The following is a 25,656-nucleotide window of genomic DNA, read 5'->3' on the forward strand; positions in this document are numbered from 1 at the left end:
TCACGGTCCGGACGCACGGTCGGGCAAGGCCCGCCACGCTAGGCAGTACCAGGCCAAGCCGTCAAGGACCCGGCACCCGCCGAACTCCGGCCGTACCGGGCGGGGTTGGCGCCGGGAGGGGGTCCGGTCGCCGTCCGGAGCGCTCTGGGAGCGTCCGGAAGCGGCGCCGCCCGCCGGGCGTGCCCTGGCGGGACGCTTCGGGTGTGCCCTTGCGGCACTCGGCCCGGCTCAGCCGACGAGGCTTCCCCGCCCACCCCGCGCGACGGCCTTCCGCGCCCCCGGCGCCACCGCCAGTGCTGTCGCGCCCGCGAGGCCCGCCAGTCCCACCACCGGCAGCAGCACCCGTACGTCCAGGACCGCGACCAGGCCCGCGCCCGCCGCCAGGGCCAGCGCGTTCGGGACGAAGAGCAGGGTGTTCGCCGTGCCGGCGGCGCGGCCTACGGCCTCGGCCGGGGCGCCTCGTTGGACTGCCGTCATCGCGGCGATCAGCACCCAGGGGAGGCCGACCCCGATCAACGCGCTCGCCGTCAGCGCCACGGCGTCGTACGGCAGGGCCCGGGCGGCGGAGCCCGTGGCGAACAGGGCGAGTCCGGTCGCCGCGAGGGGCCGTTCCGGTATCCGGCGCAGCAGCGGTCCCGCCGCGAGGCCGGCCGCCACCGAGCCCGCGCCCTGTGCGGCGTACAGCACACCGGCGTACGCGGGGGCGTGGCCGAGGCCCCGGTCCACCACGGCGTAGACGGCGGCGCCGTTGAGCCCGGCGAGGAACATGGTGAAGCCGCCCGCCACCACCAGGGCCCGCAGCCCCGGCGAGCCCCACACCAGCCGGAGCCCGTCCGCGATCCGGCCCCGCTCGGAGGCCGCCGCCGGGATCCGCGCCTCCCGCACCCGCAGCAGCGCGAACACGCCCGCCGCCAGCGCGAACGTCGCCGCGTCGAGCAGCGCGACAGGCCCGCCGCCGTACCGCGCGAAGAGCCCGGCGGCGACCAGCGGGGCGACCAGCTTCATGGCCTCGTTCACGGTCATCCGCAGCCCGTTGAAGGAGCCGAGCCGCTCCGGGTCGAGCGCGCTCGCGGCCAGCGCCGCCTCCGCCGCCTCGTGGACCGCGCCCTGCGTCCCGTACACGAGGAGCACGGTGAACAGCAGCCAGACCCTGTCCGCCCGGTCCACCCACAGCAGCAGCGGCAGCAGGGCCGCCATGGTCAGGTTCACCGCGACGAGCAGCGGGCGCCGGGGGACCCGGTCGACGAGCCCGCCGAGCAGCGGGCCGAACAGCGCGGGCGCCCAGAGGGCGAACGCGGTGAGCGCCGCGAGGGAGTCGGAGCCGGTCAGGGACTTCACCCAGATCCCGGAGACCAGCCACATCGCGGTGGTGCCGAACCCGGAGACGAGGACGGCGCAGAGGTAGAGAGGTAGACGCATTCCCGCAGGCTGACGTCTGAGGAGGCCTCGCCGGATCCGGCAGATGCCCTAACTGCCGGCGCCCGCCGGGGTCGGCCGCGTCGCCGCGGACCGCTTCTCCCACCGCAGCGCCACCCCCGTGGCCAGCGCCCCCAGGCCCTCCCAGAGGCCCACGCCCAGGAAACCGGCCGGGGCGCGGTCGGTGACGACGGCGAGGGTGAAGACCGTGCAGGTGAGGAGGCGGAAGGGGACCGTCCAGCGGAAGAAGGCCTTCCAGTCGGCCAGGGCCGCCAGCACGTAGTAGACGCCCATGTTCAGGGCGGCCATGGACGAGGCCGTGAGGAAGAGAAGGGTGTGGTCCGCGTCCGCCCGGTCCGCGCCGGGTATGGGGGTCAGCCCCATGAGACGGATCGTGGTGTCGGGGGACACGAGACCCACCACCCCCAGGGAGGCGGCGAGGGTGCCGAAGACGGCCATGGTCCAGCCGGACGGGGAACGGGGCAGGCGTGCGGTCGAGAGCATGCGCCCTGCATATCGTGGAGCGGGGGCGGTCGTTCCACCGGCCCCCGCTTCCACGGCACTTCGGGCGTTACGTCACTTCAGCGCGGCCTTCATCATCTTCTGCGCCACCGGCGCCGCCAGGCCGTTGCCGCTGACCTCCGAGCGCGCCGCGCCCGAGTCCTCGATCAGCACCGCCACCGCGACCTCCTTGCCGGTGGCCGGGTCCTTCGCGTAGGAGGTGAACCAGGCGTACGGCGTCTTGCTGTTGTTCTCGCCGTGCTGGGCCGTGCCCGTCTTGCCGCCGACCTCCATGCCGTCGATCGCCGCGTTGCTGCCGGTGCCCTTGTCGACCACCGTCTGCATCGCGCTGCGCAGCTGCTTCGCCGTCTCCGAGGAGACGATCCGCTTGGTGTCCCCGTCCTCGTAGGACTTCAGGGCGTTCCCGTCGGCGTCGACGACCTGGGAGACCATGTGCGGACTCGCCATCAGACCGTCGTTGGCGATGGCCGCCGACACCATGGCCATCTGGAGCGGCGTGGCCGTCACGTCGAACTGGCCGATGCCGGTCAGCGCCGTCTGCGCCTTGTCCATCCCGGACGGGTAGACACTGGCGTACGCGCGGACGGGCACGTCCAGCTCCTTGTCGTTGAAGCCGAACTTCTCCGCCATCGCCTTGACCTTGTCCTGGCCCAGGTCGACCGCCATCTTCGCGAAGACGTTGTTGCAGGAGTACTGCAGCGCGGTGCGGATGGTCGCGTTCTCGCAGGGCGCCGACGGGTTCTCGTTCTCCAGATAGCGGGTCGAGCCGGGCAGCTTGTACGGGTTGGGGCTGCGCGTCGGCGTGTCCACCGAGCCGTACAGACCGTCCTCCAGGCCCGCCGCCGCGACGACCAGCTTGAACGTCGAGCCCGGCGGCAGCGGCTGCCGCAGCGCCCGGTTGACCAGCGGCTTGTCCTCGTCCTCGGTCAGCTGCTTCCAGACGTCGCCGTCGGTGAGCCCCGCGATCTTCGAGGGGTCGTACGAGGGCGTCGAGACCATGCCGAGGATGCGGCCCGTCTTCGGGTCGATGGCGACGGCGGCGCCCTTCTTGTTCCCGAGCGCCTCGTAGCCGGCCTTCTGCACGGCGGGGTCGATCGTCGTCAGGACGGAGCCCGGATCCGTCTGCTTGCGGGTGACGGCGTCCACCGGGTTCTTCAGCCGGGTGTCGGTGCCGTCCAGGACATCGGAGTAGATCCCCTCCAGCTGGGTCGCGCCGTACGCCTGCGAGCTGTACCCGGTGACCGCCGCGTAGAGCTTCCCGTCGGTGTAGTCACGCTTGTACGCGAGGTCGCCGCCCTTCGTCTCCTTCGAACCGGTGACCGGCGAACCGGCCACGATGATGTTCCCGAGCGGCTGCGCGTACTGCGCGATGGTGTTCCGCCGGTTGCTCTTGTCGTCCGCGAGGGCCTTGCCTTCGTACGCCTGCACCCAGGTGGCCCGGCCCAGCAGGGCGAGCACCAGGAGCAGCGAGAAGACCGAGGCGCGCCTGATCGTCTTGTTCATCCCGCTAGAGGGGACGAACGGAACAGGCGCAGCCGTTCCGGATGTGTCCCTTTTCTCAGCTTTCTCAGTTTTCTCAGGGAATGTTCATCCCGGCGCCGCGAGCGCCCGGCGGGTGGAGCGGGACCGGCCGGCACCCCCGTGTCCGGCCGGCCCCGCGGCTCATCCCGGGGTGATGAACCCCGACTCGTACGCGGCGATCACCGCCTGCGTACGGTCCCTCGCGCCGGTCTTCGCGAGGACCGCGGCCACATGGGTCTTCACCGTCGCCGGGCCCACGCCCATCCCGTCGGCGATCTCCGCGTTGGTCAGCCCCTTCGCCATCCGGCGCAGCACCTCCGCCTCCCGCTCGGTCAGCCGGGCCGCCCACGGCGGGGCGACCGGGGGATGGCGGCGGGCGTGCTCGGCGGCGAGCCCTCGGACGGCCGCCGGGTAGAGCAGCGAGTCGCTGCGGGCCACCAGGCGCACCGCGCTCACCAGCTCCTCCGGCGAGGCCCGCTTGAGCAGGAACCCGGCCGCGCCGACCCGCAGCGCGTCGTACACGTAGGCGTCGTTCTCGAAGGTGGTCACCACCACGATCCGGGGCGCGTCCGGCAGCGTGGCGAGGATCTGGCGGGTCGCCTGGATGCCGTCGATCTCGGGCATCCGCACATCCATCAGGACCACGTCGGGCCGCAGCTCCCGCACCACGGAGACCGCCTCGGCCCCGGTGGCGGCCTCCCCGACGACCTTCAGCCCGGGCTCCGCGTCCAGAATCACCCGCAGCGCCGTCCGCACCATCCGCTCGTCGTCGGCGAGGACGATCCGGATGGTGCCGTCCGCTGGGCCGCCCGCCGGGTCGCTCGCAAGGCCGCCCGCCGGGCCGTCCGCCAGGTCGCCCGCCGGGCCGTCCGCCAGGTCGCCCGTACTGCCGTCCGAAGAGCCGCCGCCCATGGGACCGTCCGCAGTCCCGTCCGTCACGCCGCCCATCAGCCCCGTCCTCCCGCAGTCCCCGTCGCCCCCGCGGTCCCCGCGGGTCCCGCCGCCCCCACCGGCAGCCGGGCCGCCAGCAGCCAGTTGCCGTCCGTCGGGCCGGCCTGGGCGGTGCCGCCCAGGAGGCGGGCGCGTTCCGTGATGCCGCGCAGGCCGCGGCCGCCGTCCGGGCGGGCCACCGGTGGGGTGCCGGGCAGCGGATTCTCCATCGTGATCTCCAGTTCGTCCCCGGACAGCGCGATCCGCGCCGTCACCTTCTCGCCCCGCGCGTGCCGCACCGCGTTGGTCAGCCCCTCCTGCACGATCCGGTACGCCTCGCGCGACACCGCCTCCGGCAGCTCCGCGAGCCGCCCGCTCACCGTCAGCGTCACGCCCGGCCCGGCGCCCTTCACCAGCGCGTCCAGCGCGTCCAGGCCGGGCGCGGCGAAGTCGCCGTCGTCCTCGCCGCTGCGCAGCAGGCCCAGGACCGCGTCGAGCTCGCCGACCGTGCGCCGGGTGGTCTCCTCGATCGCGGTGAGCGCCTCCCGTACGAACGCGAGGTCCGCGGTGTCCGTCTCCAGGACCCGGCGGGCCGCGCCCGCCTGGAGGGTGACCGCGCTCAGGGCGTGGCCCACCGAGTCGTGCAGCTCGCGGGCGAGCCGGTTGCGTACGGCCAGTTCGGCGGCGCGCCGCTCCGCCGCCGCGAGCCGGTCCGCCGGGCTCGGCCCGAGCAGCCGGGGCGCCGCGCGGGCGAGCAGCGCGCCCGTCGCGGCGGCGACGCCCGCGAGGGCGAGCAGCAGCAGGAGCCCGAGCGGGAGCCCGGCCCAGGCGAGCCAGGGCCGGTCCAGGTGCCAGAAGCGGCCGAGCTCCGAGGCGCGCAGCTCCGGGGAGAACGGCAGCGCGCTCACCGCGAGCGCGAACGGCGGCAGCGCCAGCGTGGCCCCGGCGAGCAGGGCGCCGGTCCCGAGGTGGAGGGTGAACCATCCGGCGGTCCGCGCCCGGGCACCCCGCCCCCGGGCGGGCCCGTCGGCGAACCGGCCGGGCGTCACCCCGCACAGCGCCCGCGCCGCCGCCACCGACATCGGCCGGGCGAGCGGGAAGAGGGCGGTCAGGGCGGCGATCGGCAGCCCGACGGCGTAGGCCGCGAGCTGGAGGCCGAGACTGCCCCCGAGGACGTTCCCGTCCCGGGAGAACGGCCCGACGGCCACCGTCCCGACCAGCCAGTACGGCATGAACAGCGCGCCGCCGAGGATCAGATGCAGCCAGCGCCGCCGGGCCCGCTGCCCGAGGAGGACGCCCCAGAGCCGGGTCACGCCGTCGCGCTCCGGCGGCCGAGGACGACCGCGAGGCAGCCCGCCAGCAGGAATCCGGTGATCATTTCGCCAGCGTAGGCGGTGATCATCAGGCCCGTCGGGCCTTTACCGGCATCGCCCTGGGGCATGGCCATGACCAGCGTCATGTACGCGCCCCAGCACCCGGCCGCCCCCGAGGCCAGCCAGGACACGCCCATCGCGGTGCGCGTCCGCAGCCCGGCGGGACGGCGCAGGACGAGCAGCAGGGTCGCGACGGCGGCGACGACGAGGAGGAGCGCCCGTACGGCGTCCACGACCGCCCGGTCGGCGTCGTACTGCGCGGCGAGGTCCGGCGAGAGGCCGCTGGTCAGGCCGGAGGCCCACAGGACGCAGAGGGTGGCGGGCACGAGGGCGAGCAGGGCCCCGGCCACGGCGACGGCCCGTACGACGGGGCCGCCGGTGGCGGCGGGCAGCTCCCCGAGCCGCCCGCGCCAGACCCGGCCCCAGCGCTCGCGGGCGTACAGGGCGAAGAGGGTGCCGAGGCTCAGGCCCTGGACGATGAAACCGCCGTAGACGACGGGGAAGACCCAGGAGTCGAGGAAGGGCTCGCGGGGCGGGCCCGAGGAGCCGTCGCCGGAGCCGCCGAGCAGGGAGACGACGAGCTGGGCCGGATACGCGATCATGATCGGGCCGATCAGGCCGGTCGCCGCCCACATCGGGAAGGCCAGCGTCCAGGCCCGCACCCGCAGCCCCCACGGGCGGGTGAGCAGCAGCGCGAGGAGCACCACGACGGCGTCGGCGAGGACGGAGACCCCGTTGGCGACCGCCATCATCGTCGGGTGGTCGAGCAGCACGCTCCCGTCCGGGATCCCGACCCGGCCGCCGGCCACCCAGACGGCCTTGAGCGTGATGTACGGGAGACAGGCGACGATCGCGAGGGCGCGCAGCACCGGCCGGAGGGGGCCGGCCGGCACGGTGGCGGCGGGCGCGGGGGCCGGGGCGGCGGGAGCGGGGAGCATCGGTGCGGTCATGTCCCCACCGTCCCGCCAGGACCCGCCCCGGCACCTCCTGCCCGATGGTGAACCGCCTCCGCCGTACGGGGGAGACGGCCTGCCCCCCCGGGGACCGGAAGGCGTGGGGGTCGGAGGCCGGGGACCCCGGAGGTCCGGGGCCGGAGGCCGGGGGACCCAGGGGGCCTCAGAGCCGACGGGTCGCCAGCGCCAGCCGGTCGCGAGCGTCGAACAGCGCCTCCCTGACCAGCTGTTCGTGCCCCTGCGTCAGCCGCGCCACCGGCACCGAGCAGCTCACGGCGTCCCGGGCCGGGGTCCGGTAGGGGAGCGCGATGCCGAAGCAGCGCAGCCCCAGGGTGTTCTCCTCGCGGTCCACCGCGTAGCCCCGCTCGCGGATCGCGCGCAGCTCCTCGATGAGCTCCTCGCGGTCGGTGAGGGTGTGCTCGGTGAGCGCGGGCAGCGTCCCGGGGAGCAGCCGGCGCACCTGCTCGTCGGTGTGGGTGGCGAGCAACGCCTTGCCGAGCGCGGTCGCGTGGGCCGGCAGCCGGCGTCCGACGCGGGTGAACGGGCGCAGGTGGTGCGGGGACCTGCGGGTCGCCAGACAGACCACGTCCGTGCCGTCGAGGCGGGCCAGCTGGATGGTCTCGGTGGTGTCGTCGGACAGCCGGTCGAGGGTGGGCCGGGCGGTGGCCACCACCTCGTCGCCGTCGATGTACGCGGTGCCGACGAGCAGCGCCCGTACGCCGATGCCGTACCGGGTGCCGGTCGCGTCGGTCTCCACCCAGCCGAGCTCGACGAGGGTGCGCAGCAGCATGTACAGGCTGGACTTGGGGTAGCCGACGGCCTCCTGGACGGCGGCGAGCGCGTGCAGGCCGGGCCGCCCGGCGAAGTACTCCAGCAACTCCACGGTCCGCACAGCGGACTTGACCGGGGCCCCGCCCGTGTCGCTCGTCGGCATCGCGCCCGCCCCTCGCCCCTCGTACCGAAGCCACTTGTGGAGACGGCCGGGCCGTCAATAGAGTCCCTGCGGGATTCACCTATCAGGACAGTGTTCAGAATAGCGAACGAGGTGCGTGGCGGTGGCGGCAGAAGCAGTGTGGAGCGTGGACCCTCGGACGGGGAAGCCGCGCGAACAGGTCGCCGTCGAGGCCACGGCCGAGGAGGTCGACCGGGCCGTGCGCTCGGCGCGCGGCACCCTCGACGCGCTCGCCGACCGCACCGCCCGCGCCGCGCTGCTGCGCACCGCGGCCGACCTCCTCGACGAGGCCCGTGACCACGTCATCGAGGCCGCCGACGCGGAGACCGCCCTCGGGCCGGTCCGGCTCACCGGTGAACTCGCCCGCACCACCGCCCAGTTGCGTTCCTTCGCCGACATCGTCGACGCGGCCGCCTTCCTCGACGTACGGATCTCCCGGCCCGACCCGGCCACCACCCCGCCCACGCCCGACCTGCGGCGCATGAAGGTCCCGCTCGGCGTCGTCGCCGTCTACGCGGCGAGCAACTTCCCGCTCGCCTTCTCCGTCCCCGGCGGCGACACCGCCAGCGCCCTCGCGGCCGGCTGCCCCGTCGTGGTCAAGGCCCACCCCGGCCACCCGGCCACCTCCGAGCTCTGCGCCTCCCTGCTGCGCCGGGCCGCCGTCAAGGCCGGGCTCCCGGCGGACGTGGTCTCGCTCGTGCACGGCTTCGACGCGGGCGTGGAGCTGATCCGCCATCCGCTGGTCGCCGCCGCCGGATTCACCGGTTCGGTACGCGGCGGGCGGGCGCTCTTCGACGCCGCCGCCGCCCGCCCCGTACCCATCCCGTTCCACGGCGAACTCGGCTCGCTCAACCCGGTGGTGATCACCCCGGCCGCCGCCGAGGAGCGGGCCGAGGAGATCGGCGCCGGGCTCGCCGGCTCCATGACCCTGGGCGAGGGCCAGTTCTGCACCAAGCCCGGCTTCGTCCTGGCGCCCCGGGGCGAGGCGGGCGACCGGATCGTCGCCGCCCTCACCGCCGCCGTCAGCGAGACCGAGCCCGGCGTGATGCTCGACCACCGGATGCGCGGCGCCTTCGTCGACGGGGTGCGCGAGCGGGCCGCGCTGCCCGGTGTGACCGCGCCCGTCACCCCGGGCGCGGGCGGGGAGCACACGGTCAGCGCCGGGGTGCTCACCGTCGACGCGGGCCTGATGCCCGAGGGCGGCCACGAGCCGCTCCTGGAGGAGTGCTTCGGGCCCGTCACCGTCGTCGCCCGCTACACCGACCGCGAGCAGATCAGCGCCGTCCTCGGCCTGCTGCCCGGCAACCTCACGGCCACCCTGCACATCGCCGACGACGACCCCGGCGCCGCCTCGCTGCTCGCCGAACTCACCCCGCTGGCAGGCAGGATCCTCGTCAACGGCTGGCCGACCGGCGTCGCCGTCGCCGCCGCCCAGCACCACGGCGGCCCCTACCCGGCGACCACCTCCACCGGCACCTCCGTCGGCGGCACGGCGATCGAGCGCTGGCTGCGCCCGGTCACCTACCAGTCGACCCCCGGCCACCTGCTCCCGCCGGAGCTGCGCGACGACAACCCGCTGGGCGTGCCCCGGAGCTGACCGTCAGTCCACCACCCGCACCACGATCTTCCCGGTGTGGGTGGTGGACTCCATCAGGCGGTGCGCCTCCGGGAGCGCCGCCAGGCCCTCGAAGGTCTCGGCGATCACCGGCGCCAGCGAGCCGTCGCGCAGCCCGGAGCCGATGAAACCGGCCATCCGGGCCCGCCCCTCGGCCGTCCGTACCACCGCGCCGTTGGCGTAACCCCGCACGGTCAGCGGCCAGTTCATCGGCATCTCGGCCGGCCGGTGGTCCAGCCAGCCGTACAGCACCGCCGTGCCGCCCGGCTCCAGCGCGTTGCCCAGCTCGGCGAAGCCGGGGCCGCCGATCGCGTCGAACGCGACCCGCGCACCGCGCCCGCCGGTGCGCCGCCTCACCTCCGCGACCAGGTCCTGGGAGTCGGTGGCGATCACCTCCGCCGCGCCCAGGCCGAGCAGCCGCCGCCGCTTCGCCTCGCCCCGGGTCGTGGCGATCGGCACCGCCCCGATCCGCAGCGCCGTCTGGATCGCGGCCGTGCCGACCCCGCTGGACGCGCCGGTGATCAGCACCTCGTCCCCGGGGCGCAGCCCGCCCGCCTCCACCATGCCGCCGTACGCGGTCGAGTACGCCAGCCAGGCCGCCGCGGCGGTCACCGCGTCCACCCCCGTGGGGCGCGGCACCACGTACTCCTCCGCCAGCACCACCCGCTCCGCGTACACCCCGTGCACGCCGAAGTCGAAGTTGGCCGCCGCCATCACCTCGTCGCCCGGCGCGTACGCCGTGACGCCCTCGCCGACCTCCTCGACCACCCCGGCCGCCTCGTAGCCGAGCCGCGAGCCGGGCAAGGTGGGCTGGTAGTAGTACGTTCCCGAACGGAACAGCGCCTCGGCCCGGTTGAGCCCGATCGCCTCCACCCGCACCCGCAGCTCGCCCGGCCCGGGCGCCCGCAGCGGCACCTCCTCGACGGTCAGCACCTCGGGGCCGCCGAGCTCGTGGAACAGAACCGCCCTCGTCGTCATGTCGTTTCCCATGTCCCCGACGCTAAGAGGGGGCGACGAGACGATCCATGTCTCCCCAACTCCCTTCCATGTCCGATCGTCTCGCCCGGCGGACGAGAGGTACGGTGCGGGGCATGGACGTACTGAGCGATGCCATCGCCGCCATGCGCACCGGCCGGCCGCACTCCTCCCGTACCGTCAGATTCGCGCCCTGGGGTTTCCGTTTTCCCGCCTCCAGAGGCGCCGGATTCCATGTCGTGCTCCAGGGCACCGCCTGGCTGCTGCCCCGGGACGGCGCGCCGCCCGTCCGGCTCTGCCCCGGCGACGTCGTCCTGCTCCCGCACGGTGTCGGACACGGCCTCGCCGACGACCCCGGCACCCCGCTCGTCGACGCCGTCCCCGCCCCCGACGGCTCCTGGCCCACCCTCCCCGACCGGGGCCCCGTGGGCGCCGGGGAGACCCTGCTGCTGTGCGGGTCCTACCAGCTCAGCCGGGCCCGCGCCCACCCGCTGCTCAGCGAGCTGCCCCCGTACGTCCACATCCCGGCCCGGGTCGGCGCCCACCCCCGGCTGCGCGCCGCCGTCGACCTGCTCGGCGCCGAACTCGCCGAACCCCAGCCGGGCGCCGACACCATCGTCCCCGCCCTCCTCGACACCCTGCTGCTCTACCTGCTGCGCACCTGGTGGCTGGCCGAGCGCGCCGACCGCTCCACCGGCTGGTCCGCCGCGCTGAGCGACCCGGCCGTCGCCGGTGCCCTGCGTGCCCTCCACGACGATCCGGCCCGCCCCTGGACGGTCGAGGAACTCGGCGCCCTCGGCGGCCTGTCGAGAGCCGCGTTCGCCCGCCGCTTCACCACCCTGGTGGGCCGGCCCCCGCTCGCGTACCTCACCTGGTGGCGCATGACGACCGCCGGACGGCTGCTGCGCACCGACGACCTGCCACTGCGGGCCGTGGCCCAACGCTCGGGATACTCCTCGGAGTTCGCCTTCGCCAAGGCCTTCAAGCGGGAGTACGGGGTGGCACCCGGGCAGTACCGCAGGGCCGCCTAGGCGAGCGGCCCGGGCGTCGGGCACGGGCCCGACCGCTGCCGCGCGGGACCGGGCCGACCCCGAGTGCCTACCGGGCGTCCTTCGGCCGGGTCGGCGCGCCCGCAACCGCGCCCGCCGCCTCCGCGTCCTGAGAGTGCGTGACCGGAACCCCCCTTCGTATCGACCGCGCGGCCCCCGCCGACCTCGACGCGGTCGCCGCCCTCCACGCCGAGGCCCGCGCGACCTACTGCCGCGGCCACCTCCCCGACGCCGCCTTCGAGGGGCCCGAGGAGCTGGACCGCTCCCGGACCGGCTGGGGCGCGGCGATCGACGCAGGCCGGGTGCTCGCCGCCCGTGACGCGACGACCGGGGAGCTCCTCGGCATCGCCGCGTACGGGGAGCGCGACGGCGTCATGCACCTCAGCCAGCTCCACGTCGCCCCGGTCCGCTGGCGCGGCGGCGTTGGCACCGCCCTGCACGCCGCCTGCGCCGAGGCCTGGCGCGCCGCCGGGGTGCGCCGGGCCCGCCTGGAGGTGTACGAGCGGAACACCCGCGCCCAGGCCTTCTACGCCGCTCGCGGCTGGCTCCCGGACCCGGACGGTCCGCGCTCCGGGGACCACCTGGTGCTCCGGCTCACACTCGCGCCCGGGCCCACGGCGGAATGAATCCGGCGGGTCGGGACGTTCCGCTCCTTGGACACCCCGACCCCCGCCCCCGTCTGGAGAGAACCCCACCATGCGCGTCGAGATCTGGAGCGACATCGCCTGCCCCTGGTGCTACATAGGCAAGGCCCGCTTCGAGAAGGGGCTCGCGGCCTTCGCCCACCGGGACGACATCGAGGTCGTGCACCGCTCCTTCGAGCTCGACCCGGACCGGGCCAAGGGCGACACCGCGCCCGTCCTGGAGATGCTGGCCACGAAGTACGGCCGCACCCTCGACGAGGCCCGCGCCATGGAGGCCCACGTCGCCTCCAACGCCCACTCCGAGGGCCTGGGCTACCGGACCGAGGGCCGCGACCACGGCAACACCTTCGACATCCACCGCCTGCTGCACCTGGCGAAGGAGCGCGGCCGCCAGAGCGAGCTGCTCGACCTCGCCTACCGGGCCAACTTCGCCGAGGAGCGCTCGGTCTTCGACGCCGACACCCTGGTCGCCCTCGGCGTCGAGGCCGGTCTCGACGAGGCCGAGGTCCGCGCGGTGCTCGCCGACGCGACCGCGTACGCCGACGCCGTACGGGCGGACGAGCGCGAGGCCGCCGAGCTCGGCGCCAACGGCGTGCCGTTCTTCGTCCTCGACCGGAAGTACGGGGTCTCCGGCGGGCAGCCCGCCGAGGTCTTCACCCAGGCTCTGGAGCAGGCCTGGCAGGGCCGCGCCCTCCAGCCCGTCGTCGGCGACACCGCCGCCGACGCCTGCGACATCGACGGCGGCAACTGCTGAGCGTCCGCAAGGCGCCGACCGGGTGACCGACTCATAAGCGCCACTTGGAGATTCCCCATGATCTATGTCAATTGACGGGAGATCGTGGGGAATCCAGGCTGGGGGCATGGACATTCTGGAGCCCCTGGGCGGAGCCGAGTTCGCCCCCAAGCAGACCTATCTGAACACCTCCGCCTGCGCCCTGCTGCCCCGCCGGACGGTCGACGCCGTCACCCTCCTCGCCGAGGAGACCGCGGCCGGGCGCCCCGACGGCGCCGGCAGCTTCGACATCGTCGACGAGGCCCGCGCCTCCTTCGCCCGGCTCGCCCACATCGGCGCCGACCGGGTCGCGGTCGGCAGCTCGGTCTCCGTCCACGTCGGCATGGTGGCGCAGTCCATGCCGGCCGGGTCCGAGATCCTCTTCCCCGAGGGCGACTTCTCCTCCGTCATCACGCCCTTCACCGTCCGCGGCGACCTGAAGATCCGCTTCGTGCCGCTGGAGCTGCTCGCGGAGTCGGTGCGGCCCGAGACCGCCCTCGTCGCCTTCTCCGCCGTGCAGTCGGCGGACGGCCGGACCGCCGACTTCGCCGCGATCCGCGCCGCGGCCGCCGCGCACGGCGCCCGCACGCTCCTCGACGCCACCCAGTCGGCGGGCTGGCTGCCGCTGTACGCGGCGGAGTGGGACTTCACCGTCGCCGGCGGCTACAAGTACCTGCTCTGCCCGCGCGGCGCGTCCTTCCTCACCGTCACCGAGGAGGCCCAGGACGCGCTGCTGCCGATCCACGCGGGCTGGGTCACGGGCGAGGAGCTGTGGACCAACAGCTACGGCCCGGTGCGTGAACTGGCCCGCTCGGCCCGCCGGTTCGACGAGCCCGCGGCCTTCCTCTCGTACCACGGCGCGGCCCGCTCGCTCGCCCTCCTGGAGGAGGTCGGCATCGAGCGCATCGAGGCCCACAACAAGGCCCTCGCCGCCCGCTTCCGTGCCGGACTCACCGAGCTCGGCCACACCCCCGTCGCCGACGCGTCGACCGTCGTCGGCGTCCCCGGCCTCGGCGCCCGCGCCGACGCCCTGCGCGACGCGGGCGTCCTCCTCTCGGCCCGCGTGGGCAACCTGCGGGCCTCCTTCCACCTCTACAACTCCTCGGCGGACGTGGAGCGCGCGCTGGAGGTCATCGCGGGCTGAGCCCGGCTCCGTACGAAGAGCTCTGTACGAAGAGCTCTGTACGACAGGGGGGCGGCGCGCGTCAGCGTGCCCACGCCTCCGTGACCGCCCGGCGCGCGCCCTCCAGGTCCACCGTGCGGCCCGTCTCCGCGAGGGCCGCGCCCAGGGCCGCGAGCGAGGACTGGACGGCGCCGGGGGTCGCGTCGACCCCGTAGTGGTTGACCCGGATCATCTCCTTGGCCAGCGCCCCGCCGCCCGCGATCAGCGGCAGCGACGGGTCCGCCGCCAGCGCCTTCGCCACCAGCTCCGAGGCGTCGACCCCGGCGGGGGAGCGCAGCGTCGTGGCGACCGGGGCCGCGTCCCGCGCCTCGTACACGTACGGCTCAAGGCCGCCGCCCAGCGCCCGCGCGCCCGCGCGGGTGGCCGCCGCGGCCGAGGCGTGCCGGGCCATCAGCGGGTCCAGACCCTCGGCCTCGATCCGCTCCAGGCAGGCCTCAAGGGCCAGCATCTCCAGCTGCGCCGGGGCGTGCAGCAGCGCCTTGCGGCCGCCGTCGATCCAGCGCTCCTTCCAGTCAAGGAGGGAGAGGTACGAGCGGCGCGGCGCCCGCGGGTTGGCGGCGAAGCGCTCCCAGGCGCGGGCGCTCACCGACACCGCCGAGACGCCCGCAGGGCCGCCCATGGCCTTCTGCGCGCCGATGATGCACATGTCGACGCCCCACGCGTCCGGGAGCACCGGCTCGGCGCCGATCGAGGCCACCGCGTCCAGGTAGAACAGCGCGTCGTGGGCCCGCACGACCTCGCCGATCTCCGCGACCGGGTTGGTGTTGCCGGTCGCCGCCTCCGCGTGCACCAGGGAGACGAAGTCGATCTCCGGGTGCTCGGCGAAGGCCCGCGCCACCTGCTCGGCGGTCACCGCCGTGTGGAACGGCACCTCCAGGTCGACGACCGTGGCGCCGCAGTCGCGCAGCCAGTTGCCGAAGGTCTGCCCGTACGGTCCCGTGACGATGTTCAGCGCGGTCGAGCCCGGCCGCGCGCCGCTGCGGATGCAGCCCTCCAGGGGCAGCAGCGCCTCGCCCTGGGTGATCACCACGTCCTGCTCGGTGGAGAGCAGCGCGGCGACCCGGCGCTCGATCGACGCGAAGTGCGCGGCGGTCAGCGGGGCCAGGTCCAGAAGCGGATGTGTCACGGTCACGGAGGTGCCTTCTTCGGAATCGAATGCGTGTCGCATGCATCGGGATGGAGCTGGAGTCAGCGTAAGCGGTCCGGCCGGGGACGGGCGGGTTGGCGGGAGGGTTACGGGTCGCGCGGTGTGATCACCCGATCAGGTGATGTGGGGACTGTTCGGTGCCGGGCCGGGCGGGCCCGCCCCCATGCTGGGCTCGCCTCGCATGCAAGATCACGAAAGGACGGGTCCATGACCACGACCCCGCAGGACGTCATCAACGCCAAGCTGGAGCGCTCCTTCGACACGATGGACGCCAACGGCGACGGTCAGCTCGAATGGACGGAGTACAAGCAGCTCGCCGACCGCTACATCGACGCGTACAAGCTGGGCAGGGACGACCGCCGGGCCAGGGCGCTCCAGGTCTTCGTCGAGATGTACTGGCTGGAGCTGATGCGCCACGCCAACGTGGAGACGGACCGCCTCACGAAGGAGCAGTTCGTCTCCGCCAGCCGGCTCATGGTGGAGGACAACAGCCGCTTCAACGTGGTGGAAGGTGGCGGCCACGCCATCTTCGACGTCGTCGACGTCGACGAGGACAACGAGATCAGCAAGGACGAGTTCGCCCGCGCCCTGAAGGACGTGTGGCGGATCGACGCGCCCGACGCGATGGAGTCCTTCGCCGCGCTGGACACCGACGGCGACGGGGTGATCTCGCGCATGGAGTTCATCCGCGCCCTGCGCGAGTACTACTTCTCGGACGACCCGGAGGCCCCGGGCAGCCTGTTCTTCGGGCGCGTCTGAGCCCGCCCGCCCGAGGCCGTCCATCGCGGTTCCGCTGCCGGTGGGCGGCCTTCGTCTGTCGTGAACGAGGGAGGGGGAGCCGTGGGGGCTTCGACGAGACGCGGCTCACGGGTCGCCGTCCTGGGCGGCGGGGTCGCCGGGCTCACGGCGGCCATGGAGCTCGCCGAGCGCGGCTTCGAGGTGACGGTCGTGGAGCCGGCCGGCTGGGGCGGCAAGGCCCGCAGCGCCTGGGTGCCGGGAACGGGCCGGGGCGGGCGGCTCGACCTGCCCAGCGAGCACGGCTTCCGCTTCTTCCCCGGCTTCTACCGCAGCCTCCCGGACACCCTGCGCCGGATCCCCGTCGACGGGCGGCCGGACGGCGTGGCCGGCCACCTCCGCGAGGCCACCCACATGCTCACGGCCCGCTCCGGCCGCCGCGGCGAGCGGATCACGGACGTGTCCTCGGCGAGCGGGGCCCGCAGCCCGCTGGAGTTCCTGCGCGCCTTCGGACCCCGCGCCGGCGAGAACGGCCTGACCGGCGACGAGCTCCTCCACTTCGCCAACCGGATGCTCGTCTACACGACCAGCAGCGACGAGCGGCGCCTCGGCCAGTGGGAGAACACCTCCTGGTGGGACTTCCACGCGGCCGACGGCGCCTCGGAGGAGTACCGCAAGGCGTGCGTGGTGGGCGCGACGCGGACCGTGGTCGCGGCCCGGGCCGAGGTGTGCAGCACCCACACCGTCGGCGGCTTCCTGGAGGCCTTCGGCTACGGCCTGCTCGGCCGCGCCGGGACCGAGCCCGCCGACCGGGTGCTCAACGGCCCCACCAGCACCGCCTGGATCGACCCCTGGATCCGGCACCTGGCCTCGCTCGGGGTACGCCTGGAGCTGGGCTGGCGGGTGGAGCGGCTGACCGTCGGGGCGCGCGCCGTCACCGGGGCCGCACTGCGCGGACCGCGCGGCGAGCGGCGGGAGCTGGCCGCCGACTGGTACGTCTGCGCCCTCCCCGTCCACCGCCTCGGCGCCCTCCTCGACCGCGGACTGGCCGAGGCCGACGCCGAGTTGAAGAGCGTGGCCGACCTGCGCACGGACTGGATGGTCGGCATCCAGTACTACCTGACCGAACCGGTGCCGGTCGTGCGCGGCCACGCCCTCTTCCTCGACTCGCCCTGGGCGCTCACCTCGATCAGCCAGGCCCAGTTCTGGGACGCCGACTTCCGCGCCACCTACGGCGACGGCACCGTGGCCGACTGCCTTTCGGTCGACATCTCCTCCTGGGACACCCCCGGCATCCTGTACGGGAAGCCCGCCCGCGACTGCACCCGCGAGGAGGTCGCGGCGGAGGTCTGGGCCCAGCTGTGCGACGGCCTCAACGGCGGCGGCCGGACGCTCCTGCACGCCGGCCTGCTGCACTCCTGGGAACTCGACCCGGCCGTACGCGGCCTGGACGGACCGGGTCCCGCCGTCAACGACGAGCCGCTGCTCATCAACACCACCGGCTCCTGGGCCGCGCGCCCCCGCGCGGTGACGGCGACGCCCAACCTCTTCCTGGCCGGCGACCACGTCCGCTGCCCCGTGAACCTGGCCACCATGGAGGGCGCCAACCAGGCCGCGCGGCTCGCCGTGAACGCCCTCCTCGACGCGGCCGGGCAGCCCGCGCCGCCCGCCGAGGTGTACACCCCGCACCAGCCGGAGGAGCTGCGCCGCCTCAAGGAGGTCGACGCCGAGCTGTTCCGGCAGGGCCGCGCGCACCTGCTGGACGCGCCGGCCCCCTGGGCGGTCAGTACGGGCGGTTGACGATCAGGTCGCAGAGCGCGTCCAGCTCCGCGCGCGCCCCGGGCACGGTCGTCAGCCGGTGCGCCCGCTCGCGCGCGTCGGCGGCGTGCCGCGCGGCCCGCGCGGCGGTCCAGCGCCGGCCGCCGGCCTCCTCGACGAGCCGGGCCAGCTCCTCGGCCCCGTCGGCGTCCTCCGCAGCCGCGTAACGGCGGGCCAGCTCCCGGCCCGCCGGGGTGCCGGAGGCCAGCGCCGCCACCACCGGCACGGACCTCTTCCGCTTCCGGAGGTCGTTGAAGACCGGCTTCCCGGTGACCGCCGGATCGCCCCAGATGCCCAGCAGATCGTCCACGAGCTGGAAGGCCATGCCGAGGTCCTGCCCGAACGCCGCCCACCCGTCGGCCGCGACCGGACCCGCGCCGCCGTACAGGGCGCCGAGGCGGCAGGCGCAGGCGAAGAGGGCGGCCGTCTTGCCCGAGACCATCTCCAGGCACTCCTCCAGCGCCACCTCCTCGCGCCCCTCGAAGACCAGGTCGAGACCCTCGCCGACGGCCAGCCCGACCACCGCGTCCAGCAGCGCGGCCGCCGCCTCCTCCGCGACCGCGCCTCCGTCGCCCGGCATGTCGAACACGGTGAGCAGCAGCGCGTCCGCCGAGCGGGCGGCGGCCGACCGCCCGAACACCCGCCAGGCGGCGGGCCGGTGGCGGCGTACGGCGTCCCCGTCGAGCATGTCGTCGTAGAGCAGCGAGAGGTTGTGCACCATCTCCACCGCCGCGGCCGCCGGCACCGCCCGCGCGTCCGAGCCCCCGACAGCCCGCGCGCACGCCAGGGCCAGGGCGGCGCGGACGAACTTGCCGCCCCCGCGCGTACCGCTCCCGGACCAGCCGAACTGGTACGCGGCCACCTCGGCGGCGGTCCCGTCCAGCGAGCCGACCCACTTCCGTAACTCCCGCTCGCAGACCTCGCCCGCACCCCGCAGCAGCGCGTCGACCTCGACCATGCCCACCCCTGTCCCCGCTCCCGACCCCCGCCGAGGTACAGAACGACACCGTCGCGGAAACGATGCGCCGCCCCTCTTCCCCCCGGCCCCCGCCGGTGGGACGCTCCGCGCCGGAGCGGCCCCGCGGGGGAGCCGCCGCGAGGGGACGGGGTGGACGCCATGCCGGGGAGAACCGGGAGAACCGCCGGTGTCGAGGCAACCGACCGGACGGGCCGGGCGCTCCCGCGCCGCGCCGCCGTGGCCGCCGCCGTCCTCGCCGTCACCGCACCGCTGACGACCCTGGGCGGCGCGCAAGACGCGGGCGCGGCGGGGGCCCCGTCCCTCGTCTTCGCCCGCTACACCGCCACCGCGCCCGTCGAGGACCTGTACACCGTCGCCCCCACCGGCGGCACGCCCGTCCAGCTCACCCACACCCCCACCGTCAGCGACGTCATGCCCCGCTGGTCCCCGAACGGCAAGCGGGTCGCCTTCGTCCGGTACGGGGCCGGGGGCGCGATCGACGGCATCTGGACGATGAAGAGCACCGGCGGCGGCCTGACGCCCGTACCCGGCACCAAGGGCGCGTCCGACCCGGCGTGGTCCCCGGACGGCACCCGGATCGCCTTCGCCAAGCCGGTCGGCACCCAGCGCGAGATCTACGTCGCCGACGCCGACGGGAGCCCCGCGACCCGGCTCACCCACACCGCGGCCGACGACCTCCACCCGTCCTGGTCGCCGGACGGGACGTACCTCGTCTTCCACCGCGCGGACGCCGCCGGGAACAGCCGCCTGATCCGCCTGCGGCTCGCCACCCTGGCCCAGACGCCGATCACCGGTCCCGGCAGCCACGACGGGACGCCCGACTGGTCGCGCGGCGACCGGATCGTCTTCAGCCGCGTGGACGCCACCGGCTTCGCTCACCTCTACGTCGTCCGCCCCGACGGCACGGGCGCGCACCGCATCACCTCGGCCCGCGCCAACGACACGTACCCGGCGTGGTCGCCGGACGGCCGGCGGGTGGTCTTCACCCGGGGCGGCATGGACGACGCGGACCCCCAGCACCTCTTCCTGGTACGGGCCGACGGCACCGCCCTCACCCAGCTGACCAAGGCCGACGCGCACGACCTGGAGGCCGACTGGCGCCCGTAGAGTGCCCGTATGAGCGATCACGTGGTGCTGCATGTGAAGGGGCGGGTGCTCGTCGGCCCGGAGGACGTACGGGACGAACTCTGGTGCGTCGACGGGCGGATCACGTTCGAGCGGCCCGGGGGCCTGGCCGGGGAGGCCCTGACCGTCGAGGGCTGGGTGCTGCCCGGCCTGGTCGACGCCCACTGCCACGTCGGGCTCGACAAGCACGGTCCGGTCGACGGGGCCACCGCGGAGAAGCAGGCGCTCACCGACCGGGACGCCGGCACCCTGCTCATCCGCGACGCGGGATCGCCCTCCGACACCCGGTGGATCGACGAGCGCGAGGACCTGCCGAAGATCATCCGGGCCGGTCGGCACATCGCCCGCACCCGCCGCTACATCCGTAACTACGCGCACGAGATCGAGCCCGACGAACTGGTCGCGTACGTCGGGCGCGAGGCGCGGCGCGGCGACGGCTGGGTCAAGCTGGTCGGCGACTGGATCGAGCGCGACCTGGGCGACCTCGCCCCGTCCTGGCCGCGCGCCGAGGTCGAGGCGGCCATCGCGGAGGCGCACCGGCTCGGCGCCCGGGTCACCGCGCACTGCTTCGCCGAGGACTCGCTGCGCGACCTGGTCGAGGCCGGCATCGACTGCGTCGAGCACGCCACCGGGCTCACCGAGGAGACCATCCCGCTCTTCGCCGAGCGGGGCGTCGCCATCGTCCCGACGCTGGTCAACATCGCGACCTTCCCGCACCTCGCGGACGGCGGCCAGGAGAAGTTCCCGCGCTGGTCGGCGCATATGCGCAGGCTCCACGAGCGCCGGTACGACACGGTCCGCGCCGCCTGGGACGCGGGCGTCCCCGTCTTCGTCGGCACCGACGCGGGCGGCTCCCTGGCGCACGGCCTGGTCGCCGAGGAGGTCGAGGAGCTGACGAAGGCGGGCATCCCCGCCCTCGACGCCCTCTCCGCGACGGCCTGGGGCGCCCGCGCCTGGCTGGGCCGCCCCGGCCTGGAGGAGGGTGCCCCGGCCGACCTCGTCGTCTACGGCGAGGACCCGCGCGCCGACGTCCGCGCCCTGGCGGCGCCCCGGCGCGTGGTTGTCAACGGACGGGTGATCGGCTGACCGTGGGGCCCGGGCCAGTCAGGCCCTCGGCGACCGTCAGGCCCGCGGGTAGTAGACCAGTCGGGCCCGCTTCTCCGGGATGAAGACCTCCGGCAGGTCCACCTCCGGCAGCACGATCTCCGGGCCCAGCTCGAAGCCGGTGCGGGCCAGTCGGGCGAGGACCTTCTCGTTGGCGGCGTCCGGCTCGCCCACGACCCGGCTGCGGCCGGTCAGCGCGAAGTCGAGCAGGACGCTGAACAGGCGCTCGGTGAAGCCGGGTTCCGGGGCGAGGGTGGGCGCGAGGAACAGGTGCACGCCGATGTCGCCCGGCCGGACCTCGTAGCACTCGGAGATCCGGTCGGCCTCGGGGTCGTACGTCTGGAAGACGCCCACCGGCTCGTCGTCCCGGTGCACCAGGAAGCCGTGGTGGGTGGTGAGCGAGTCGAGGTGCGCGTAGATCTCCCGCACCTGGTCGAGGGTCGTGCCGTTCATGCCCCAGAAGCGGGCGCGCTCCTCGTTCACCCAGCGGTGGATGAGCTCGGCGTGGTGCTCGGGGTCGATGCGGTCGACCCGGACGGTGCCGAAGCCCTCGACGGTCTGGACGTGCTCGGTTCTGCTCATGCTTCTTCCTTCACGAGGTCGTTCCAGTCGGTGACGACCGGGGCGAGACCGCCCCGCAGCCACAGGGGCAGCTGGTCACGGTGGTGCGGGTCGCCGGGCACCCCGGAGGCGCCGAACGGCACGACCCACAGGCTGCGGCGGCGGTCGGCCAGGTCCCAGACGTAGCGGGCGGCCGAGGCGCGGGCGGCCCGGTCGGTGTAGCCGGGCACGCTGGAGGTGGACAGCACGCAGTCGTGGTCACCGGCGAGTCCGGGCCACTGCGCGTCGTCCGTGTCGGGCAGCGCCTGCCAGGGCGCGAGCCGGTGCGTGACGCCCCAGGCGGGCGGGGCGTCGGCGGCCCCGGTCTCCTCCAGGGCCTCCCGCACGATCCGCCGCACGTCCCCGGCCGGCACGGGCCCGGCGACCAGCAGCGTCTCCAGGGCGAAGGCGACCCGCGGGCCGAGCGCCAGCCAGGGCTGGAACAGCGCGGGGTACGGGGCGGGTGCGCGCAGGTCCGTGAAGGCCTCGTGCGCCGCGAGCCGGCGGACGACCGCCCCGCGCACCGCCGCGTAGAGCCCGGCGTCCACGCTGTCGGCGTCCATCCGCCGGTCCCAGCCGAGGAGCGTGCCGCGCACGGCCAGCGCGGCGGGGGAGAGCGCAGCTTCGTCGGTGTCCCGTACAGCGTCCCGTACGGCGTCGAGCAGGCGGCGGGCGGCGGGGTTGTCGGTGTCGGCGTGGACGGCCTCCATCGCGGCCGGCGTCCAGGCCTTGGAGGCGTCAAGCAGCGCGGTGATCCGCTCGGCGCGGTGCGGCGGGGCGAACTCGACGCCCAGCGGCCCGGCGAGCCCGCGCGCGTTGGCCATGACCGCGTGCTCCCCGACCTCGGCGCGCGGCAGCTCCGCGGCCTCGCCCGTCCAGGCGTGCGCGGCCTCCCAGGCGGGCACCACCCGCAGCGAGTTGAGCCGGTCGCGCACGGGCACGTACCCGGCGACCCGGTGCAGCAGCCCGCCGTCCGCGTCGGCCGCCTGCACGACGTTCACCGGCTCGATCCACGGGTCGAGCGCCCGGTCCACGTCCGCGACGTTCCGCGCCCGCAGCAGCGCGGGCAGCGCGGCGAAGCCCAGCTCGCCGGTGACCCGGGGCGGGTGGCGCAGACTGACGGCCTCCCATTCGGCGGAGGCGTCCGCGTCGCTCCCGCCGTCGGCGTCGCTCCCGCCGTCCGCGCCGATGATCACCGGCCCCCGGGCCGTCTCGATCACCTCGATCTCGACCGGGGCCGCCGCGTCCGCGACCCGGATCGTCTCCGTGTGCGCGGTCGCGCGCTCCCAGCCGGACGGGCCGAGGGCCTCGACGCGGCCGTCGGGCCGGCGGCGCAGGCGCTCGCGGTAGAGGTCCTGGTAGTCGGCCATCGCGTTGGTGATCGCCCAGGCGACGCGGCCGGTGTGCCCGAAGTGGGCGAGGCCGGGGACGCCCGGGACGGCGAGGCCGAGGACGTCGTGGTCGGGGCAGGAGAGCCGGATCTGCTGGTAGACCCCGGGCGCCTCGATGAAGCGGTGCGGGTCGCCCGCCACGAGCGGCGCGCCGCTCGCGGTGCGGGCGCCGGAGACGACCCAGCCGTTGGAGCCCGCGGTGCCGGGGCCGTCCGTCGCGAAGAGCTCCGTCCACTCCTCGCCGAGCCGCCGCGCGACCTGGTCGCGCCAGAGCTTGGTGGGGAAGCCGGCGAACAGGATGTGGGTGGAGAGCCACACCGCGAGCGGCGTCCAGGGCTCCCAGCGCCCCGGCTCCAGGCCGGTCGCCGCGAACTCCGGTGCCCGCGAGGCGCCTTCCGCGAGGCCCTCGTTGACCCCGTCCACGTACGCCCGCACCCACGCGGCCGTCTCCGCGTCCAGCCGGTCGTGGCAGCGGCGCGCGGTGTCGGCCAGCCTGGCCTGCCGCGCGAAGGTGTCCCAGCCGGTCTCCGCCGCGCCGAGGAAGGCGGCGGTGGTGCCCTGGGCCCGGTGCCGCTCGACCTCCAGCTGCCAGGCGCGGTCCCGCGCGGTCACCAGGCCCTGGGCGCGGGCCAGTTCGCGCGGACCGTCGGCGCGCAGGTGCGGGATGCCGTAGGCGTCCCGGTAGACCTCGATGCTCACTGCGTTCGGCCCCGATCCGATCATCGTTTCTTAGGTTAGGCTGACCTAAATTAATCTACAGGACCGAGAGCAGGGGAGACCGGGGTGGGTCGTACGGGCCATGGCTGGGAGGGCGTCGTCCTCAAGCTGTTCCGAGGCAGGGACTTCACATTCACCGTGACCGGCGCCGAGCAGGTGACCGAGCACTACCGCAGGGTGCGCTTCACCGACGGCGGGCTGCTCGCCGCCGCGGGCGTCCACCCCACGATGTGGGTACGGCTCTGGTTCGAGCAGGACGGCAAGCCGCACCAGCGCGCCTACACCCTGGTCGACCCGGACCCCGGATCCGGCACCTTCAGCCTGGAGTTCGCCCTCCACGACGGCATCGCCAGCCGCTGGGCCCGCGCCTGCTCCCCCGGCGACACCGTCGACGCCACCCTCCAGGGCACCGGCTTCACCGCGCCCGAGCCGGCCCCCGGCCGTCTCCTCCTGATCGGCGACGCCGCCTCGCTGCCCGCCGTGAACTCCCTGTTCGACGCCTTCCCCGGCACCCCCGCCACGCTCTGGTTCGAGACCACCCACGCCTCCGACGACGCCCTCCCGGTGCGGCTCGACCCCGACCGGCACGAGCTGCGCCGGGTGCCGCGCGAGGGCGCGGGGGCGGCGCTGGTCGCCCGGGTCCGCGAGGAGCTGCCGGCGCTGGTGGCCGCCTCCTCCGACCCGTACGTTTGGATCGCCTGCGACACCGCGACCACCCGCGCGCTCGCCGCGTACGTCCGCAAGGAGCTCGGTCTGCCCAAGGAGCGGGTGCGCGCCCTCGGCTACTGGCGGCCCTCGCGGGAGCGTGTCGCGGACCGCGCGGCGGGTTGACGATCCGTTACCCCCGCCCGGCGCGGATCGTTGAAGCACTTCCGCTCGGTCGGCAGGGGGCGCCGCCGAACGCGCCCCCGCGCCCCGCGCGCACCGCGACGCGCGGGGCTCGTGAGAACGCCTGTGCCGATAGATTCGAATATGAACTCGGAAACCACCCTTTGGGGTGAACTCACGCCAGGTGTCTGCCAGTTCACCCACAGTGCGTAAAGATTCCGGTGTCTCAGTCGCCGTTGCCGCAACGACCCACAGTCCCCGTGGCGAGCGGCCGGCGACGCCATGTCTCTCGTGGGGGTTCCACCGTCTTGAACAGCAACACCTTCCGCATGCCCGTACGCCGTTCCGCCGCTGCCGCCACCGTCGCCGCGCTCGCGGTCGGCCCCGTGCTCCTCGTGGCCCCGGCGGCCCACGCCACGGGCGGCGAGGGCGCCGAGGGGCACGCCACCGCCGTCGTCCTGCGCGCCGGACTCGACGTGAACCTGCTCAACAAGGCGGTGAGCGTGCCGCTGCGCGCCTCCCTCAACGAGGTCGAGGCCCCGGCCAGCGCCCAGCGGACCGCCCTCACCGTGCGGGTCCAGGGAGCGGAGAACAACCGCCCGGTCGACGTCCTGCGCGCCGACGTCGCCACCTCCGAGGCGACCGTCCAGGGCAACACGGCCAAGGGATACGTCAACCTCGTCAAGGCGCGGGTCCACGTCCCCGGACTCCCGCTGCTCTCGCTCGTCGAGGTCGAGAAGGTCACCTCCAAGGCCGTCTGCGAGGCCGGCAAGCGCCCGGTCGCCGAGTCCAACCTGCTCGGCCACATCACCGTCCTCGGCAAGAAGACCACCCTGTCGACCGGCGGCCAGACCAAGGTGAGCGTGCCCGGCGTCGGCGAGGTCGTCCTCGACCTCTCCCGCACCTCCACCACCTCCCGCACCGCCGCCGCCACCGCCCTGGAGCTCTCGGTCACGGTCAACCCGCTCAACCTCAACGTCGCCGAGGTCAGCGGCAAGGTCACCCTCGCCGAGGCCACCTGCGCGACCCCCGCCGGCACCAAGCCCAGCGAGCGCCCCAGCGAGCGCCCGAGCGAGCAGCCCTCCCAGCGGCCGTCCGAGCAGCCCTCGCAGCGGCCCTCCACCGAGCCCAGCCACGCCACGGGCGTCACGACCAACAACGGCGGCACCACCCCCACCGAGAACCTCGCCGAGACCGGCGGCAGCTCCATGACGCCGTACCTGGCCGGCGGCGCCCTGCTGCTCCTCGGCGTCGGCGGCGGCGCCATGGTCCTCGCGCGCGGTCGCGCCCGCGCGCGCGGCTGACCG

Annotated in this window: 23 protein-coding genes; 11 read left to right on the forward strand and 12 right to left on the reverse strand. The window is 74.9% G+C overall.

From position 1 onward, the window contains the following. Positions 1–228 precede the first annotated feature (228 nt). The 7 genes from ABTZ54_RS19965 to ABTZ54_RS19995 all read right to left on the reverse strand — a co-directional run bounded on the left by ABTZ54_RS19965 (position 229) and on the right by ABTZ54_RS19995 (position 7,649). Positions 229–1,419 carry an MFS transporter gene (locus ABTZ54_RS19965; protein ID WP_351664903.1) on the reverse strand — a complete coding sequence of 397 codons (1,191 nt, stop codon included), beginning with the start codon at positions 1,417–1,419 and terminating at the stop codon, positions 229–231. Between the two features lie 48 nt (positions 1,420–1,467). Next, positions 1,468–1,920, reverse strand: coding sequence for a hypothetical protein (locus ABTZ54_RS19970; protein WP_351664905.1), 453 nt, complete (start codon positions 1,918–1,920; stop codon positions 1,468–1,470). 72 nt (positions 1,921–1,992) lie between these two features. Continuing rightward, positions 1,993–3,441 carry a peptidoglycan D,D-transpeptidase FtsI family protein gene (locus ABTZ54_RS19975; RefSeq protein WP_351664907.1) on the reverse strand — a complete coding sequence of 483 codons (1,449 nt, stop codon included), beginning with the start codon at positions 3,439–3,441 and terminating at the stop codon, positions 1,993–1,995. A gap of 159 nt (positions 3,442–3,600) precedes the next feature. Further along, positions 3,601–4,248 carry a response regulator transcription factor gene (locus tag ABTZ54_RS19980; RefSeq protein WP_351665087.1) on the reverse strand — a complete coding sequence of 216 codons (648 nt, stop codon included), beginning with the start codon at positions 4,246–4,248 and terminating at the stop codon, positions 3,601–3,603. Between the two features lie 158 nt (positions 4,249–4,406). After that, complete coding sequence (locus tag ABTZ54_RS19985; protein ID WP_351664909.1) at positions 4,407–5,702, reverse strand: sensor histidine kinase; 1,296 nt, start codon at positions 5,700–5,702, stop codon at positions 4,407–4,409. Next, entirely contained in the window at positions 5,699–6,712 is a 1,014-nt protein-coding gene (locus ABTZ54_RS19990; RefSeq protein WP_351664911.1) for a hypothetical protein, read from the reverse strand. The genes ABTZ54_RS19985 and ABTZ54_RS19990 overlap by 4 nt, the downstream gene beginning before the upstream one ends. Before the next feature lie 166 nt (positions 6,713–6,878). Then, the gene (locus tag ABTZ54_RS19995) at positions 6,879–7,649 is read right to left on the reverse strand and encodes an IclR family transcriptional regulator (RefSeq protein ID WP_351664913.1); all 771 of its coding nucleotides are present in this window, start codon (positions 7,647–7,649) and stop codon (positions 6,879–6,881) included. A gap of 121 nt (positions 7,650–7,770) precedes the next feature. Here ABTZ54_RS19995 and ABTZ54_RS20000 point away from each other — a divergent pair, with 121 nt between their 5' ends. After that, positions 7,771–9,264, forward strand: coding sequence for an aldehyde dehydrogenase (NADP(+)) (locus tag ABTZ54_RS20000; RefSeq protein ID WP_351664915.1), 1,494 nt, complete (start codon positions 7,771–7,773; stop codon positions 9,262–9,264). Positions 9,265–9,267: 3 nt separating this feature from the next. Here ABTZ54_RS20000 and ABTZ54_RS20005 read toward each other — a convergent pair whose 3' ends face one another. Beyond that, complete coding sequence (locus ABTZ54_RS20005) at positions 9,268–10,272, reverse strand: zinc-dependent alcohol dehydrogenase family protein (protein WP_351664917.1); 1,005 nt, start codon at positions 10,270–10,272, stop codon at positions 9,268–9,270. 101 nt (positions 10,273–10,373) lie between these two features. Between ABTZ54_RS20005 and ABTZ54_RS20010 the strand changes: the two genes are divergently transcribed. The 4 genes from ABTZ54_RS20010 (at position 10,374) to ABTZ54_RS20025 (ending at position 13,866) form a co-directional block, all read left to right on the forward strand. Further along, positions 10,374–11,288 carry an AraC family transcriptional regulator gene (locus ABTZ54_RS20010; RefSeq protein ID WP_351664919.1) on the forward strand — a complete coding sequence of 305 codons (915 nt, stop codon included), beginning with the start codon at positions 10,374–10,376 and terminating at the stop codon, positions 11,286–11,288. A gap of 137 nt (positions 11,289–11,425) precedes the next feature. Beyond that, the gene (locus ABTZ54_RS20015) at positions 11,426–11,932 is read left to right on the forward strand and encodes a GNAT family N-acetyltransferase (RefSeq protein ID WP_351664921.1); all 507 of its coding nucleotides are present in this window, start codon (positions 11,426–11,428) and stop codon (positions 11,930–11,932) included. 70 nt (positions 11,933–12,002) lie between these two features. Beyond that, positions 12,003–12,704: a DsbA family oxidoreductase gene (locus ABTZ54_RS20020; protein ID WP_351664923.1), complete on the forward strand. Its 702-nt coding sequence runs from the start codon at positions 12,003–12,005 to the stop codon at positions 12,702–12,704. A 106-nt stretch (positions 12,705–12,810) separates the two neighbouring features. Beyond that, complete coding sequence (locus tag ABTZ54_RS20025) at positions 12,811–13,866, forward strand: aminotransferase class V-fold PLP-dependent enzyme (protein WP_351664925.1); 1,056 nt, start codon at positions 12,811–12,813, stop codon at positions 13,864–13,866. A gap of 61 nt (positions 13,867–13,927) precedes the next feature. Here the strand turns inward: ABTZ54_RS20025 and ABTZ54_RS20030 are convergent, their stop codons facing one another. Beyond that, positions 13,928–15,031 carry a pyridoxal-phosphate-dependent aminotransferase family protein gene (locus ABTZ54_RS20030; RefSeq protein WP_351665089.1) on the reverse strand — a complete coding sequence of 368 codons (1,104 nt, stop codon included), beginning with the start codon at positions 15,029–15,031 and terminating at the stop codon, positions 13,928–13,930. Positions 15,032–15,259: 228 nt separating this feature from the next. On the opposite strand from ABTZ54_RS20030, the gene ABTZ54_RS20035 reads away from it, so the two are divergent. Continuing rightward, positions 15,260–15,811 (forward strand): EF-hand domain-containing protein, encoded by a 552-nt coding sequence (locus ABTZ54_RS20035; protein WP_351664927.1) that lies wholly within the window; start codon positions 15,260–15,262, stop codon positions 15,809–15,811. A gap of 81 nt (positions 15,812–15,892) precedes the next feature. After that, entirely contained in the window at positions 15,893–17,587 is a 1,695-nt protein-coding gene (locus tag ABTZ54_RS20040; RefSeq protein ID WP_351664929.1) for a hydroxysqualene dehydroxylase, read from the forward strand. On the opposite strand, the gene ABTZ54_RS20045 is transcribed toward ABTZ54_RS20040, so the two are convergent. Continuing rightward, positions 17,571–18,563 carry a polyprenyl synthetase family protein gene (locus tag ABTZ54_RS20045; protein WP_351664931.1) on the reverse strand — a complete coding sequence of 331 codons (993 nt, stop codon included), beginning with the start codon at positions 18,561–18,563 and terminating at the stop codon, positions 17,571–17,573. The genes ABTZ54_RS20040 and ABTZ54_RS20045 overlap by 17 nt on opposite strands. Before the next feature lie 159 nt (positions 18,564–18,722). Here ABTZ54_RS20045 and ABTZ54_RS20050 point away from each other — a divergent pair, with 159 nt between their 5' ends. Together ABTZ54_RS20050 and ABTZ54_RS20055 are read left to right on the forward strand one after the other, a co-directional pair. After that, entirely contained in the window at positions 18,723–19,691 is a 969-nt protein-coding gene (locus ABTZ54_RS20050) for a beta-propeller domain-containing protein (protein ID WP_351664933.1), read from the forward strand. A gap of 9 nt (positions 19,692–19,700) precedes the next feature. Next, positions 19,701–20,795 (forward strand): amidohydrolase family protein, encoded by a 1,095-nt coding sequence (locus ABTZ54_RS20055; RefSeq protein ID WP_351664935.1) that lies wholly within the window; start codon positions 19,701–19,703, stop codon positions 20,793–20,795. 36 nt (positions 20,796–20,831) lie between these two features. Here ABTZ54_RS20055 and ABTZ54_RS20060 read toward each other — a convergent pair whose 3' ends face one another. Then, positions 20,832–21,395: a GNAT family N-acetyltransferase gene (locus ABTZ54_RS20060; protein ID WP_351664937.1), complete on the reverse strand. Its 564-nt coding sequence runs from the start codon at positions 21,393–21,395 to the stop codon at positions 20,832–20,834. Next, entirely contained in the window at positions 21,392–23,527 is a 2,136-nt protein-coding gene (locus ABTZ54_RS20065; protein ID WP_351664939.1) for a penicillin acylase family protein, read from the reverse strand. Before ABTZ54_RS20065 ends, ABTZ54_RS20060 begins: the two co-directional genes overlap by 4 nt. 60 nt (positions 23,528–23,587) lie before the next feature. Here ABTZ54_RS20065 and ABTZ54_RS20070 point away from each other — a divergent pair, with 60 nt between their 5' ends. Together ABTZ54_RS20070 and ABTZ54_RS20075 are read left to right on the forward strand one after the other, a co-directional pair. After that, the gene (locus ABTZ54_RS20070) at positions 23,588–24,352 is read left to right on the forward strand and encodes a siderophore-interacting protein (RefSeq protein ID WP_351664941.1); all 765 of its coding nucleotides are present in this window, start codon (positions 23,588–23,590) and stop codon (positions 24,350–24,352) included. A 305-nt stretch (positions 24,353–24,657) separates the two neighbouring features. Beyond that, complete coding sequence (locus ABTZ54_RS20075) at positions 24,658–25,653, forward strand: SCO1860 family LAETG-anchored protein (protein ID WP_351664943.1); 996 nt, start codon at positions 24,658–24,660, stop codon at positions 25,651–25,653. Positions 25,654–25,656 lie beyond the last annotated feature (3 nt).

Origin of the sequence: Streptomyces sp. NPDC094032, assembly GCF_040303965.1 — a bacterium.
Classification (GTDB): domain Bacteria; phylum Actinomycetota; class Actinomycetes; order Streptomycetales; family Streptomycetaceae; genus Streptomyces.